We start from the raw sequence: 14836 nt of genomic DNA, 5'->3' as shown, positions 1-14836 counted from the left end.
TTGATGATTGATAATTTATAAATGATAAAACAAATGATGTTGATTTTACCTAATTTTTTAAAAGTACGAAAACCCTAGCCCTAATGGAAGCGGCATCCTTTTTTGTTATTGCGATTGAGAAATAGTTCAACAAACTACTTCACGTCTTTCGCAATGACAAAAAAGATACAGTGGACAGCAGGTTCCCGGCTTCTAATAAAAAAGCCCCGAAAAAATCAGGGCATTATATTAAAATTTACCGATGTCTTCTCTGTAGAAACTGTAATCGAAGTGAACGTGAAGTGCGTCTTCATATACTTTCTTTCTGGCTTCGTCGTAAGTAGCTCCCGTAGCAACTACGTTCATTACTCTACCTCCGTTAGAAACTATTTTGTCACCTTTCTTTACAGCTCCTGCACACAATACCTGGCTGTGTTTTGCTTTTTCTATTCCTGTGATTTCAAAACCAGTTTCGATGTTTCCAGGGTAACCACCTGAACACATTACCAAGCAAACTGCTTTTTCGTCTTTGAATTTAAGATCCAGATCTTTTCCGTTCATACAGTCGTTGATTACGTCTAATAGATTGTTTTCCATCAACGCCATCAAAACCTGAGTTTCAGGATCTCCGAATCTCATGTTGTATTCTAATAAGTATGTTCCGTTTTTAGTCACCATCAATCCGAAGAAAATGATTCCTTTGAAACTGAAACCTTCTGCTTTAAGACCTTTCAACGTTGGCTCTAAAATATTTTTTTCAAAATCTGCTGTATGTTCTGCTGTAAATTCCGGACTTGGCGCTACAGAACCCATACCACCTGTGTTTGGGCCTTTATCACCGTTTCCAGCTTTTTTATAATCTTTGGCAGCAATACAAGGGAAGATTTTTTCACCGTTTGAGAATGCAATAATAGATGCCTCAAAACCTTGTAAATATTCTTCAATAACCAAACGAATACCCGCATCACCATAGATTCTTCTGATCATGAAATCGTGGATCGTCGCTTCAGCTTCTTCAAGAGTGTCGCAAATAACAACACCTTTTCCACCAGCTAAACCACTCGCTTTGATTACCAAAGGATATTCCTGATTCTGAACATATTCTTTAGCTTCGTTATATGAATCAAATACTACAGCTTTTGCTGTTTTGATATCATAGGTCTGCATAAATTTCTTAGAGAAAGCCTTACTTCCTTCAAGACTTGCCACTTTCTGGTTTGGACCGAAAACTTTAAGATCATGTTTCTTAAATTCATCCTTCAAACCAGCTACCAAAGGAGCTTCAGGACCTACAATCGTCAAATCTACTTTTTCTTTTATCGCAAAATCTCTCAATTCTTTGATGTCTGACATATGAACATTTTGCCCGATTGCATCTGTAGACGCATTTCCGTTGGCAAAAAACATTTTAGTAACTCTGCTGTCCTTTTGAAGTTTGGCTGCCAGTGCAGACTCTCTTCCACCTTCACCTATGATTAATATTCTCATACTTTATTTATTTCTAATCTAGTTTACAAATATATAATTTTGAATGCTATAAATACAATCTCAAATTACTATTTTAATTCAATTTTAATGAAAGAAATGTCTTACCCCTGTGAACATCATTGGGATTTTGTGTTCGTTGGCAGCGTCAATACTTTCCTGATCTTTCACGCTTCCTCCAGGTTGGATAATTGCTGTAATACCTTCCTGAGCGCAGAAATCTACCACATCACGGAAAGGGAAAAATGCATCAGAAGCTAAAACTAATTCTCCTGTAAATTTCTCTTTTGCTCTTTCAATTGCCTGTTGAGTCGCCCAGATTCTGTTCACCTGACCACCGCCAATTCCGAAAGCCTGAATGCCGTTTGAAACAACGATGGCGTTTGATTTCACGTATTTTACGACTCTCTGAGAAAACAATAAAGCTTTTTTCTGCTCTTCTGTTGGTTGAGTTTCAGTAACCACTTTAATATCGTCTGAGAAAATACTGTCATTATCCTGAACCAAGATTCCACCGTCAACTTTTACCCAAGTTTGCTTATCTGAAACCTGATTAACGATTTTAATAATTCTTAAATTTTTCTTTTTTCTTAAAACTTCCAAAGCATCCTCATCAAAATCAGGAGCCATTACGATTTCAAGGAATGTTTTGTTTAATTCTTCAGCCGTTGCAGCGTCAATTTTGAAGTTTGCGGCTACAATTCCACCGAAGATTGAAACAGGATCACATTCGAAAGTCTTTTTGTATGTTTCTAAAGCTGAAGTTCCGATCGCCACTCCACAAGGTGTAGAATGTTTTACGGCACAACAAGCCATTTCTTCTTTAAATTCAGTAACTACTTTCCAGCAAAGATCCATGTCACGAAGGTTGTTGAATGATAATTCTTTACCTCCTAATTGTTCGAAATCTTTCATCGCACCATTTTCAAAAGTTGAAACGTAGTACGCTGCTGTCTGATGTGGGTTTTCACCGTATCTTAGGTCTGAAACTTTCTTGTATGAAGCGCTTAAATAAGTTGGATAATCTTCTTCTAAAAGCATTCTTGAGATCGCCGCATCATAAGCTGAAGTAAGATTAAATACTTTTCCAGCTAATCTTTTACGGGTTTCGATGAACGTGTCACCGTTTTGTTCCATTTCGATTTTTACTTTTTCGTAATCTTCAACGTCAGTAATAACGGTTACAGAATCGAAATTTTTAGCAGCCGAACGAAGCATTGAAGGACCTCCGATGTCGATGAATTCTACTTTTTCGTGTAATGAAATGTCTTTGTTTACATTTTCAAAAAACGGATACAAATTCACAATTACTATGTCGATCAAACCGATATTGTGCTCCTGAACAGTTTTCATGTGCTCGTCGTTTGAACGAACTGCCAATAAACCACCGTGAACTTTCGGGTGTAAAGTTTTCACTCTTCCGTCCAGCATTTCAGGAAAATCGGTCACCTCATCGATCTGAATCGGATTTAAACCAGCGTCTTTCAAATGTTTGAATGTACCTCCTGTAGAGATCAATTCATAATTTTGAGATTCTAAAAACTGTGCGAATTCTGTTAATCCGCTTTTGTCAGAAACACTGATCAAAACTCTCTTGCTCATAGATTTTTCATTTTTTGAAGCGAAAATCGCAGGATTGCGATTTTCACTCATTTTTACTTTGTCCATTGAGGACTTTTTCAACTTTTACTTTTTACAGTTATTTCAAACTGTAGATCGGTTCTTTCACCTCCGATCTTACTTTTACTTAGATTTTTTACTTTTTCGAAATATTCTTTTTTATCTAAGTGTGTCTTTTTTGTCAGGCTGAACTGAGTCGAGGCCTTATGTTTTTGTTGAGTATTTCTGTTTTTAGCGAAGGTTACTCAAGTGTTAGATGTTTTAAACCACCCCGGCAAAAATTCAAAGAATTTTTGCCACCCCTCCAAGGGAGGGGAATTTTTATATCTCTAATAATTAGTTTCTAATTATTTCCTAATACTTTATTAATAGCTATTGGAAAAATTTCATATTCGATTTTATGAACTTTTTCTGCTAAAGTTTCGAGAGTGTCGTTTTCTGTGACTTCGAATGATTTTTGGAGGATTGCTTCTCCTTCATCGATTCCTACGGTTACAAAATGAACAGTTGCTCCGCTTTCTTTTTCTTTAGCTTCAATTATCGCATTGTGAACATGATGTCCCCACATTCCTTTTCCACCGTATTTTGGAAGTAAGGCTGGATGAATATTGATAATTTTATTTTCCCAACTTTCCACGAACTCAGGTTTGAGGATGGATAAAAATCCTGCCAATACAATTAAATCTGTATTTTTCGGAATGATTTTACCCAAGTCACTGCTGAAGTTTTTTCCTCTCGGAATCAACACAGTTTCTATGTTATGTTTTTTTGCTCTTTCAAGCCCGTAACATTCTCTGTCGGCAACAACTAAAGATACTTTTGCATTCTGGATTTCTCCGCTGTCAATAGTATCAATAATTCTCTGAAGATTGGTTCCTGAACCTGAAACGAGTATAACTAAGTTTTTCATTTTTATTTTATGAGCCTTGTCAAGGTTTTGACTGTTATTAACTAGCCCCGATTGAAGCGGCATCCTTTTGTGTAGCGAAGCGGAACAAAAGATATAGCGGAAAGCGGGATTAAGCTCCTAAAATTTCAAATCAATCTTTTCGCTTCCTTCAGTGATTTGTCCGATTTCGTAAGCGTCATCTAAAAGATGTAATACTTTTTCAGCATGTTCCGGATCAACAACAACGATCATTCCGACACCCATATTGAAGGTTCCGAACATTTCTTCACGAGCGATGTTTCCTCTTTTTTCAAGCTCCAACATTACGCTAGGAATCTGAATTTTTGAGGCATCGATTGTAGCACACAATCCGTCACCGATGATTCTTGGGATATTTTCGTACAAACCGCCCCCTGTAATGTGAGCAATTCCTGAAACTTCCACTTCTTCGATTACGCTGTGAATATCTTTAAAATATAATCTTGTAGGCACCAAAAGTGTCTCGTACAAAGGTTTCCCTTCAAATTCTTCTTCGAAATTCGGGAATATTTTTCTTACCAAAGAAAATCCGTTTGAGTGAAATCCTGCACTTGGTAAAGCGATGATTTTATCTCCTGTTTTGATTTTCGAACCGTCAATAATCTGGTCTTTTTCAACAATTCCTACACAGAATCCTGCAACATCGTAATCTCCAGGCTGATACATTCCAGGCATCTCGGCAGTTTCACCACCAATCAATGCACAGTTGTTGTCTTTACAAGCTTTTACCATTCCTAAAACGATCTCTGCAGCGATTTCGGAATCCAGTTTTCCGCAAGCTAAATAATCAAGGAAAAACAAAGGTTTTGCACCGTGACAAAGAATGTCGTTGGCACACATTGCGAAGCAGTCTACCCCAATAGAATCGTATCTTTTTGAGTCTAAAGCAACTTTAAGTTTCGTTCCTACTCCGTCAGTTCCTGAAACCAAAACCGGGTTTTTGTAACCACCGATTTCGTAAAAAGCACCGAAGCTTCCCAAATGATTCAATACATTGGAGTTGTGCGTTTCGCCCACCGCTTTTTTGATTTTATCAACGGTTTTGTAACCTTCTTCTTTGTCTACACCTGCAGATTTGTAAGTATTGCTCATAGTATGTAATGTAACAATGTATCAGTTTAGCAATCTAACAATGTTTTCACTTGTAATGATGGTAAATTGGTACAATTTATTTTTAATTATCTAAATAAAAAAGCCGACAATCTTGGTCGATTATCGGCTGATGTTTTATCTGAGAGTTTCAGAGTCCACAGTTTTTCCATAAACTGAAAAACATTCTTTGAAAGTGGACTGAATCTTCATTCTTTTTTCTTTTTGCAAAGATATTAATTTTATGTTAATATTCAAATGCTATTTTTCTAAGATTGTTTCAAGAGCAGAAATCTTTGCTATTTTTTCTCTTAACTCACTGTCTTTCTCTGCATTAGAAATCTTTTGATTTTCTTTATCAAAGTTATCATTAAAGAAAGGAAGCGTAAAAGTGTCTACAATATTTCCGCCATGCAAAGGAAAACGCTTTTCGGCAGCTTCTAAAACGCCTAAACCACCTCTTCCACCGGGAGCTGTCGCCATTAGTAACATTGGTTTTTCGTTCCAGACTGCTCTTTGTTTGATTCTTGATGTCCAGTCGAAAACGTTTTTGAATGCTGTTGAGTATGTTCCGTTATGTTCAGATAAAGAAACTAAAAGTACATCTGCGCCATCAATTTTTGAAGCGAAATCAATTGCTTGTCGTGGAACGCCGTTTTCTACTTCTCTTTGGTGCTTGTAGATGGGCATTTCAAAATAGTTCATGTCTACGATTTCTATTTCTGCATTTTCGAACAATGTTGTGGCGTAAGTTACTAATTGTCTGTTGATTGATGTATCGGAATTGCTTCCTGCTATGGCTAGGATTTTCATTTATGTAATTATTTTTAAGTTATATCGATTATTTTAAACCACCCCGTCAAAAAATCGAAAATTTTTCGCCACCCCTCCAGAGGAGGGGAATTGAGGAGAGGAATTTTTGTAGTGCGAAAATATTATTTTTTATTTTAAATATGATGGTAAATCCATAGGAACTTCCATCAATAGGATCTCGGTGTCTTCTACCGCTTCAATGTTGAAACTTTGGGTGTCCCAGATTCCTAAACCATCTTTTTCGTTTAAGATTCTGTCTCCCACTTTTGCACTGCCTTTTAAGACAAATGCGTAAACGCCATTTCCTTTTTTATTGATGGTATAGTTTTTACCGTTTCCTTTGGTGAAATTAGCCAGATTAAACCATGCATCCTGATGAATCCAAACTCCGTCATCGTTCTTATTTGGAGATAAAATCTGCTGGAATCCGTTGATTTTTTCTCCGTCTTTAATGCTTTTCTGGTCATATCTTGGTTCAACATTTTCTTCTCTCGGGAAAACCCAGATTTGTAAGAATTTTACAGCTTCATCTTTATTTTGATTGTATTCGCTGTGCATTACACCGGTTCCTGCGCTCATTACCTGAATTTCTCCTTTTCTGATTACCGCAGTCGTTCCCATAGAGTCTTTATGCTCTAAATTTCCTTCCAACGGAATTGAAATGATTTCCATGTTTTTGTGAGGGTGCGTTCCGAAACCCATTCCTTGAGAAACGGTGTCGTCATTTAAAACTCTCAACACTCCGAAGTTGGATCTTTCTCTGTTTTGATAGCCTGCAAAACTGAAGGTGTGATAAGAATTTAACCAACCGTGATCTGCGTGACCTCTAGAATCTGCTTTGTGATATACTGTTTTCATATTTTTATTATTTATTTGTTACTTAATTATTGTTGCTATTAATTATGATACAAATGTACAGCTTGCAGATTCCGGAAATATTGACGTAAGATAAGAAAGGTTTTGTGGTGAATTGTCAAGCGTCAATTTTCTTTTAAGTGAATTTTATTGTTGAATCTTTATAATTAAATTTTGGCTAAAGCCAATTTCCCAGCAACATAAAGAAAGCGGACTAAAGTCCGCTTCTATTGATTTTTTCACTGTTTTTAATTGCTTTTTATTTTTTAGAAGATTTTAATTCCTGTAACAAAACATCTTCTAACGCAGATTTTTCTGAAACCACTTTGTCCGAAACATCATTTGGAATCGTCATCGAGAGAACGTACTGTTTTACTTTCCAGCTTCCGTTTATTTTTTCTAAAACTCCGGAGCCACGGCAGATTTTCATTTGAGTATCTAATAATTCGTCAAACCAAGCCAGTTTTCCGTCTTTGCTGAAATAGATATTTCTTTTCAAGGACGTAAAATTCCAAGTCTTTTTTTTGTCAAAATGAGGTTTTGCCCAGGTTTTAAATTCTTTTTTATTCCAGATTTCCGTTGCATCGGTTCCGATAAACGTAGATTCATCAGCAAAAAAACTGAAGTATTTCTCAAATTCCGCATTGGCAGCAGCAACGTTGAAATCATCAAGCATTTTTGAAATGGCTGTTTTTTCATTTTCAAATTTTGCTTCTTTAGATTGCGCTGAAAAGTTTGAAAAAGCAAATAGAAAGATTGTTAAAGCAAAGAAAAATTTTGTTCTATTCATAATCATAATTTTCTTTAAATATAATTAAATTTAAGATTCGACCAATTCCATACGTTTTGCAATCCTGTTTGCTAACCAACTTACATAAAACAACTGAAAACTGTGATAAATCATTACAGGAAGCAGAAATAAAACTTTTTGTTCGTCCGGAATCCCTAAAACCAAGAGAAACAAACTTCCGTGAACCAAGGATTTTTTTGAGCCGCAGAATGTTGTCGTAATAATATCTTTAGGTTTAAAGTGTAATCTTTCAGCTAAAAATTTAAGAATATAATAAACTGCAAAGAACAGGAAAACCACACTGAAAGCCAAAATCACAAATACCAAAGAAGGAACAGAAGCAAAAATATTTTCTATAAATGCGCTTGAAAAACTTTCGTAGACAATCAATAAAATAATCAGTCGGTCAAATTCTGCGATAACATTTGAATACTTTGTTACCCATTTTTTTAAAAAGGATTTAATAAAACTCCTAAGATAATTGGGAGAAGAACTTTTAGTAGTAGTTGTTCAATAATTTCTGTCTGATTAGCATCTTCGCCATTTGAAGTCAGGAAAAAACTCATCAAAAGCGGTGTCATTATAATTCCTATTAAACCAGAAATTGACGCATTAAAAATGGCTGAAGTTACATTTCCTTTCGCAATAGAAACCATCACAACCGAAGACGAAACCGTTGATGGTAAACTTGCAAGAAAAAACACTGAAAGCCAGATATTGTAGTATTGAGAAACTTTTACAAACGGATAAAATAGTAAAACCAATAAAGGAAACAAGATAAATGTTCCAGATTGAATCAGCAAATGTAATTTCCAGTTGGAAACATCTTTCACCACTTCTTTTAAATTTAATTTTAAACCATATAAAAGAAAAATTCCGGCAATTCCCCAATCGATAAATGCAGAAAGATTAAAATATCGACTGTAAGAGGGTTGAAATGGAATTAGGTTAGCGAGCAAAACCATTACAATTAATAAAAAAAGAAAAGTATTTTGCTTGGTGAAAATTTTAGAAATCAACTTCATAATCATCGTTTTAAAATAAATTTTTAATACATGAAAAAAAATATAGAAAGTCTTTTTTACCGCAAAAGAAATAATTGAAAAAAGAGAAATTCAAAAAGTTTACAAAATGTAAAATTTTCATTTATAATTTGTTTTGCTAGCTTTTGAATACCTTATTTCATCAAAAAATATTTTGTCTCTTTTTTGGTAAAAATATCATGTAGTAAAATAAAAATCCTTAAAGTTTTTGGCTTTAAGGACTATAAAATTACGAATTATTTATTTTATGGGCTTTATGGAAACGGCAAAACCTCCACTTCGAACCATTTTAAAATTGATTTTAGTTTTACTGTTAATCTGTTTTTTGTAAATATTATAACTCTGAGGATTGTTTATGTAATCTGCATCTTTTCCATCTTCATAAATGGTTGCTTCATATTTTTTTCCTTTATCTAAAAATGAAAAATCTACGGTGTATTCCCTCTTGTTTTCATCCGTAATTCCACCTACGAACCAATCTTCAGTTCCTTTCGCTTTTCTTGCCGTAATCACGTAATCTCCCGGTTCTGCCGAAAGTATTTTGGTATCATCCCAATCTGCCGCCACATCTTTGATGAATTGAAAAGCATCCATGTGTTTTTTGTAGTTTTCAGGTAGATCTGCAGCCATCTGCAAAGGCATGTACATTGTTACGTACAACGCCAACTGTTTTGCCAAAGTAGTTTTCACAAAACGTTGATCTCCCGGAAAATAATAATCTAATTTGGTCTGGAAAATTCCCGGTGTATAATCCATAGAACCGCCCATCCATCTTGTAAACGGAAGAATCGTCTGATGGTCTGGATTATTTCCTGCAAATGCTTCGTATTCTGTTCCGCGAGCGGCTTCTGCTGAAATATAATTCGGATAGGTACGGCTTTCTCCTCCCGGACGCACCGATTCATGAGAATTGACCATGATTTTATAGTCATTGGCTTTTTCTACGATTCTGTAGTAATGATTAATCGTCCATTGCGAATAATGATGCTCTCCTCTTGGAATAATATCACCAACATATCCAGTTTTAACAGACGTGTAGCCATATTTATTCATCATTTGAAAAGCCTGATCTGCCCATCTTTCATAATTGGTTGCCGAACCCGAAGTTTCATGGTGCATGATTAATTTTAAACCTTTAGATTGAGCATATTCATTCAGCATTTTAATATCAAAATCAGGATAAGGCGTCAGGAAATCAAAAACATATTCTTTTGAATGACCGAACCAATCTTCCCAACCAACATTCCAACCTTCAATTAAAAGTCCTTGGAAACCATTTTCGGCGGCAAAATCGATATATTCTTTAACTTTTGTATTATTGGCTCCATGTTTTCCGTTGGGTGTTAATTTAGAAAAATCGGTTACTCCAAGATGCACATTATCTGCTGTAGAATAAGCCCACTGCGATTTTCCGATAATCATTTCCCACCAGACTCCCATGTATTTTGTAGGTTTTATGTAAGAAGTGTCGGTATATTTAGTAGGTTCATTTAGATTAAAAAGCATTTTAGAATCCATCAAATCTTCAGCTTTTGGCGAAACAATAATGGTTCTCCAAGGAGTCACAGAAGGAGTCTGAATATATCCTTTTGCGCCTTGTCTATCTGCCGTAAGATGAGTTTTAAATTTAAAATTCTGAGCATAAACTTCAAGATGAGACGCTGGATAATTTAAAACTGCTGCTTCTGCAATATTTATGTAAAGTGCGGGTTTAACTCCGGTATAACCAAGATTAACTTCTTTCTTTAGCATTAACGGTGACTGAACTGCATTTTTAATTAATTTCTGAGATGCATTAGAATCAAAAGCTTTATCCCATTTTTGCGGAATTTCAGAGATATTGGTTTCCTGATATTTGTATTCCTGAGAATCGTAATCGGCAACCATCCACCAAGCTTTCATGTCGGTTGGAAAATCAAACTCTGTATCTTCTTCCCTGATGACAAAATAATTCAAATTTTTCTGCTGTGGAAACTCATATCTGAAGCCCAAACCATCATTAAACAATCGAAATTTAACCACAATACTTCGGTCGGTTGAATTTTGATTCAGCGTAACCGCCAATTCATTATAATGATTAATGTAATTTTTCTTTTCGCCTAAAACTGGTTGCCAGGTTTCATTTTTTGAATCCCTTTTCTCAGAAGTTTTAACGAAATCATTATTCAAATCAAATTTCGCATCTTCAGTTTTAGCAATTTCTGAAGCAAATGTTACCGAAGTATCTTTAAAAAGTCTTAATCCTAACTTGGAATCTTCAACAACCGTAGATCCGTTGTATTTTAAATTGTAAAAAGGAACTCCGTTTTTCAACTGGAAATTCATTTCAAATTTTCCGTCAGGAGATTTCAGAGACTGCGCATTCAAACCTGTAAACATCATCGAAAGCAAAACTGCGCTTGTTGTAATTTTCATCTTATTGAATTTTATAAAGTTTAAAAATAAAAAATTACCATCAACAATTAGTAATAAATCAAATAAAGATTCTTAACCGTTGTGCATTTTGAAAAATTGCAATATTGGATTCGTCAATTCGAGTGTTTTTTCGTAACAAAGTGGAGAAAAAATGTATCGAGAATAGATTTATCTTCAAAATTACAAACTTCTCGATACGATTTTTTTTCAAAAATCTACTCCTTTAGATTTGTAAAAAGAAAATTGATACTTTTATTAAGAAGAGACAAGTGTTTAAGTAAACTAATAATCACTCCGAGCAAAACTCATAGTTCGATTAAGACTTAAACACTTTCTTATCAAAAAACTCAGATAGAAATTCGGGATTGGAGCCCATTATTAAGGAGTTGAGATGATGATAAGTTTCTCTTTCAATTAATCAAAACAAATTTATGGAAAAAGTTTTTATTGGAATTGACATTAGTAAACTAACTCTGGATGTTTTCGTTAAGGGAGGTTCTAAAACACAGCATTATCAAATTGAGAATAATTCGAAAGCTATCAAAAAGTTTTTCAAAAGTTTCTCCAATACTGCAGATACCGTTGTAGGAATGGAAAATACAGGAAGGTATAATTTTGAACTTTACGAAGTTCTAAGTAATATGGACCTTTTAGTTTTTGTTATAAATCCACTTCATTTAAAGAAAAGCATCGGTTTTTTAAGGGGTAAGAATGATAAACTCGACAGTCAGAGAATTTGTATTTTTTTGGAGAAAAACCACATGGATTTAGAGCCTTGGATTGCTAAATCTTCAGAGATTCAAAAGATAAGTTTACTCAATGCAGAACGTAGACACAGAGTAAAAATAAAAGCAGGTTTATTAAGACAGATGAAAGATTTAAGCTTTCTTAAAAATCATACAGATAAGGAAATTATAAAACTTAATAAACAATTGATTTTACTTTTAGACAAGCAGATTAAAACAGTTGAGAAAAAGATGGTAGAGATTATTGAATCGAATGTAGAATTGAAGGATCAATATAAAAGAATACAGACTGTCCCAGGTGTTGGAAAAGTATTGGCTACTATGCTAATTGTTAAAACTAATGGATTTACAGAGATTCAATCGGCAAGAAAGATGGCTTGTTATTCAGGGGTAGTTCCGTTTGATCATCGCTCAGGTTCATCAATCTATTACAAACCTCGAGTCTCTACGATGGCTGATAAGGAATTAAAAAAGATTTTACATTTAGCTGCGTTGAGCTCCATAAGATTGAAAAATGATCTCGCTTCATATTTTCAAAGAAAGGTTTTAGAGGGAAAGAATAAAATGTCTGTCTTAAATGCAATTAGAAATAAAATCATACACAGAGTTTATGCTTTGATAAAAAATAATTCTGTGTATAAAAATAATTTGCTTATGTCATAGAAATCGAACTGACGAAAGTACTTTAAAATGCACAATGAGTAAAGATTATTTTTATCTCTTATATAAATCTTTGTATCCCGAAAATAAGTGAAAAGGCTTTGTTCATCATAAATTTTTCACTGCATTTATTTCTCTTTGTTTTGCCTTGTTTTTAAAATTATCGTAAGGTTAGATAAAGTCTTTTTCTAAAAAAAATTATTTTAAGGTAAACAAAGCCACTTCGTTGAATAAAGAAATACAAAGGCTTTAATTGTAAATAAAGTATATTTAAAAATATATTAAAGACAATACACTAAGCTAATTCAGGAATTTTGGCAGATTATCTTTATCTTTGCAGACTTAAAACTATACTATAAATGTCAAACAGAAAGATGATTACGGCGGCTTTGCCTTACGCAAACGGACCGGTTCATATTGGGCATTTGGCGGGAGTTTACATTCCTGCAGATGTTTACGCTAGATTTCAGAGAAGATTGGGAAAAGATGTTGCTTTTATCTGTGGATCAGATGAGCACGGAATTCCTATTACCATAAGAGCTAAAAAAGAAGGAGTTACACCACAGGATATCGTCGATAAATATCATGAGATCATCAAAAAATCGTTCTCAGATTTGGGAATTTCCTTTGATGAATATTCGAGAACAACTTCACAAAACCACCGAGAAACAAGTCAGGATTTTTTTAAAGTGCTTTACGAAAAAGGAAAGTTCACAGAAGAAATGTCTGAGCAGTATTTTGACGAACAGGCAAATGAATTCTTAGCTGACCGTTACATCGTAGGAACTTGCCCGAACTGTGGCAACGAAAACGCTTACGGAGATCAGTGCGAGAGATGTGGTTCTACCCTTTCTCCTTCAGAATTGATCAATCCAAAATCAATGTTGAGCGGAAACATTCCTATTAAAAAAGAGACTAAAAACTGGTATTTACCTTTAAATGAATATGAAGATTTCTTAAATGAATGGATTATCGAAGGTCACAAAGACGACTGGAAACCCAATGTTTACGGACAGGTAAAATCTTGGTTGACTGACGGTTTAAAACCTCGTGCAATGACCAGAGATTTAAATTGGGGCGTTCCTGTTCCACTTCCTAATGCAGACGGGAAAGTGCTGTACGTTTGGTTTGATGCACCGATTGGATATATTTCTTTCACAAAAGAATGGGCTGAGAAAAACGGAAAAGACTGGAAAGATTACTGGCAGAGTGAAGAATCTGATTTAGTTCATTTTATCGGAAAAGATAATATTGTATTCCACTGTATTATTTTCCCTGCGATGATGAAGGCTCACGGAGATTTCAAAATGCCGAAAAACGTTCCCGCTTTTGAATTTTTGAATCTTGAAAACGATAAAATTTCAACTTCAAGAAACTGGGCAGTTTGGGCACACGAATATGTGGAAGAATTTCCTGGACAGCAGGATGTTTTGCGTTACGCATTGCTTTCATCAGCTCCTGAAACAAAGGATAATAACTTTACTTGGAAAGATTTTCAGACGAAGAACAATTCTGAGTTGGTTAATAAATTCGGAAATTTTATTAATAGGGTAATTACTTTTACCAATAATAATTTTGAAGGAAAAGTTCCAAATGGGATTTTAGATGATAATAGCAAAACAGCGATTAAAACTGCAATAGAAAAGGTGGGATACCATCTGGAAAAATATGAATTCAGAAATGCTTTAAATTCATTTATGGAACTTGTTGATTATGGTAATCAATATCTTCAAAATGCAGCACCTTGGAATACGATAAAAACTAACCCAGTTGAAGCAGGACAAACTATGTTTGTTGGAGCTCAAATTGCAGCGGTTGTAGCACAATTATGTGAACCGTTTATGCCATTCTCAGCGGAGAAATTATTTGGTTATTTCAATATTAAGAAAAAGAATTGGGAAGATTTCCAAAACTCGGAAGTTCAAATTGAAGCTGGGCATAAGATTGAAAATGCTCCCTTATTATTTACTAAAATTGAGGATAGTGTTATCGAAGCTCAGATTCAAAAATTAGAAAATACAAAACAAAGCAATAAAAAAACAAACCCTAACGCCAACCCAATGAAAGACGAAATACAGTTTGATGATTTCACGAAAATCGACTTAAGAACAGCAACAATTTTAACTGCTGAAAAAGTAGAAAAAGCTGATAAGTTATTAAAACTAACCGTTGATACAGGTGTTGACGTTAGAACAGTAGTTTCAGGAATTGCAGAAAGCTTTACCGCTGAAGAAGTAATCGGAAAGCAGGTGATGATTTTATTGAATCTTGCTCCAAGAAAAATCAGAGGAATTGAATCTCAGGGAATGTTGTTACTGACTACAAAAGCTGATGGGAAATTATCTTTTGTGACGCCGGATGAAACGGTGGAGAATGGTATTGAGATAGGATAATTTCTAAATCTTAAATATAT

10 protein-coding genes and 1 pseudogene are annotated in these 14836 nt (G+C 34.6%); 2 read left to right on the top strand and 9 right to left on the bottom strand.

The genetic code is table 11. The features are described 5' to 3' along the window. Nucleotides 1-228: 228 nt before the first annotated feature. The 9 genes and pseudogenes from purD to LNP04_RS00095 all read right to left on the bottom strand — a co-directional run bounded on the left by purD (nucleotide 229) and on the right by LNP04_RS00095 (nucleotide 11017). Complete coding sequence (gene purD / locus LNP04_RS00135) at nucleotides 229-1467, bottom strand: phosphoribosylamine--glycine ligase (RefSeq protein ID WP_229984567.1); 1239 nt, start codon at nucleotides 1465-1467, stop codon at nucleotides 229-231. A gap of 84 nt (nucleotides 1468-1551) precedes the next feature. Beyond that, nucleotides 1552-3066 (bottom strand): bifunctional phosphoribosylaminoimidazolecarboxamide formyltransferase/IMP cyclohydrolase, encoded by a 1515-nt coding sequence (purH, locus tag LNP04_RS00130; RefSeq protein WP_229986326.1) that lies wholly within the window; start codon nucleotides 3064-3066, stop codon nucleotides 1552-1554. A 361-nt stretch (nucleotides 3067-3427) separates the two neighbouring features. Further along, nucleotides 3428-3994: a phosphoribosylglycinamide formyltransferase gene (purN, locus tag LNP04_RS00125; RefSeq protein ID WP_229984566.1), complete on the bottom strand. Its 567-nt coding sequence runs from the start codon at nucleotides 3992-3994 to the stop codon at nucleotides 3428-3430. 117 nt (nucleotides 3995-4111) lie between these two features. Next, on the bottom strand, nucleotides 4112-5104 hold the full coding sequence (gene purM, locus LNP04_RS00120; RefSeq protein WP_229984565.1) for a phosphoribosylformylglycinamidine cyclo-ligase: 993 nt from the start codon (nucleotides 5102-5104) through the stop codon (nucleotides 4112-4114). Between the two features lie 258 nt (nucleotides 5105-5362). Further along, complete coding sequence (locus LNP04_RS00115) at nucleotides 5363-5914, bottom strand: NADPH-dependent FMN reductase (protein ID WP_229984564.1); 552 nt, start codon at nucleotides 5912-5914, stop codon at nucleotides 5363-5365. A gap of 129 nt (nucleotides 5915-6043) precedes the next feature. After that, nucleotides 6044-6772, bottom strand: a complete 729-nt coding sequence (locus tag LNP04_RS00110) for a pirin family protein (protein ID WP_229984563.1) — start codon at nucleotides 6770-6772, stop codon at nucleotides 6044-6046. Nucleotides 6773-7028: 256 nt separating this feature from the next. Then, complete coding sequence (locus LNP04_RS00105) at nucleotides 7029-7559, bottom strand: nuclear transport factor 2 family protein (protein WP_229984562.1); 531 nt, start codon at nucleotides 7557-7559, stop codon at nucleotides 7029-7031. A gap of 30 nt (nucleotides 7560-7589) precedes the next feature. Beyond that, a pseudogene (locus LNP04_RS00100) lies at nucleotides 7590-8584 on the bottom strand (bile acid:sodium symporter family protein). Nucleotides 8585-8842: 258 nt separating this feature from the next. Continuing rightward, nucleotides 8843-11017 (bottom strand): glycoside hydrolase family 97 protein, encoded by a 2175-nt coding sequence (locus LNP04_RS00095; protein ID WP_229984561.1) that lies wholly within the window; start codon nucleotides 11015-11017, stop codon nucleotides 8843-8845. Nucleotides 11018-11448: 431 nt separating this feature from the next. Here LNP04_RS00095 and LNP04_RS00090 point away from each other — a divergent pair, with 431 nt between their 5' ends. Both LNP04_RS00090 and metG read left to right on the top strand, forming a co-directional pair. After that, a complete protein-coding gene (locus tag LNP04_RS00090; RefSeq protein WP_229983271.1) occupies nucleotides 11449-12426 on the top strand; it encodes an IS110 family transposase in 978 nt (325 codons plus the stop codon). Nucleotides 12427-12782: 356 nt separating this feature from the next. After that, nucleotides 12783-14816 carry a methionine--tRNA ligase gene (gene metG, locus LNP04_RS00085; RefSeq protein ID WP_229984560.1) on the top strand — a complete coding sequence of 678 codons (2034 nt, stop codon included), beginning with the start codon at nucleotides 12783-12785 and terminating at the stop codon, nucleotides 14814-14816. The last annotated feature ends 20 nt before the right edge of the window (nucleotides 14817-14836 follow it).

It is taken from the genome of Chryseobacterium sp. C-71, from assembly GCF_020911865.1.
Lineage (GTDB): Bacteria > Bacteroidota > Bacteroidia > Flavobacteriales > Weeksellaceae > Chryseobacterium.
Note: the sequence above shows the minus strand (reverse complement) of the source record. Positions and strands in the feature narration are given on the sequence as shown.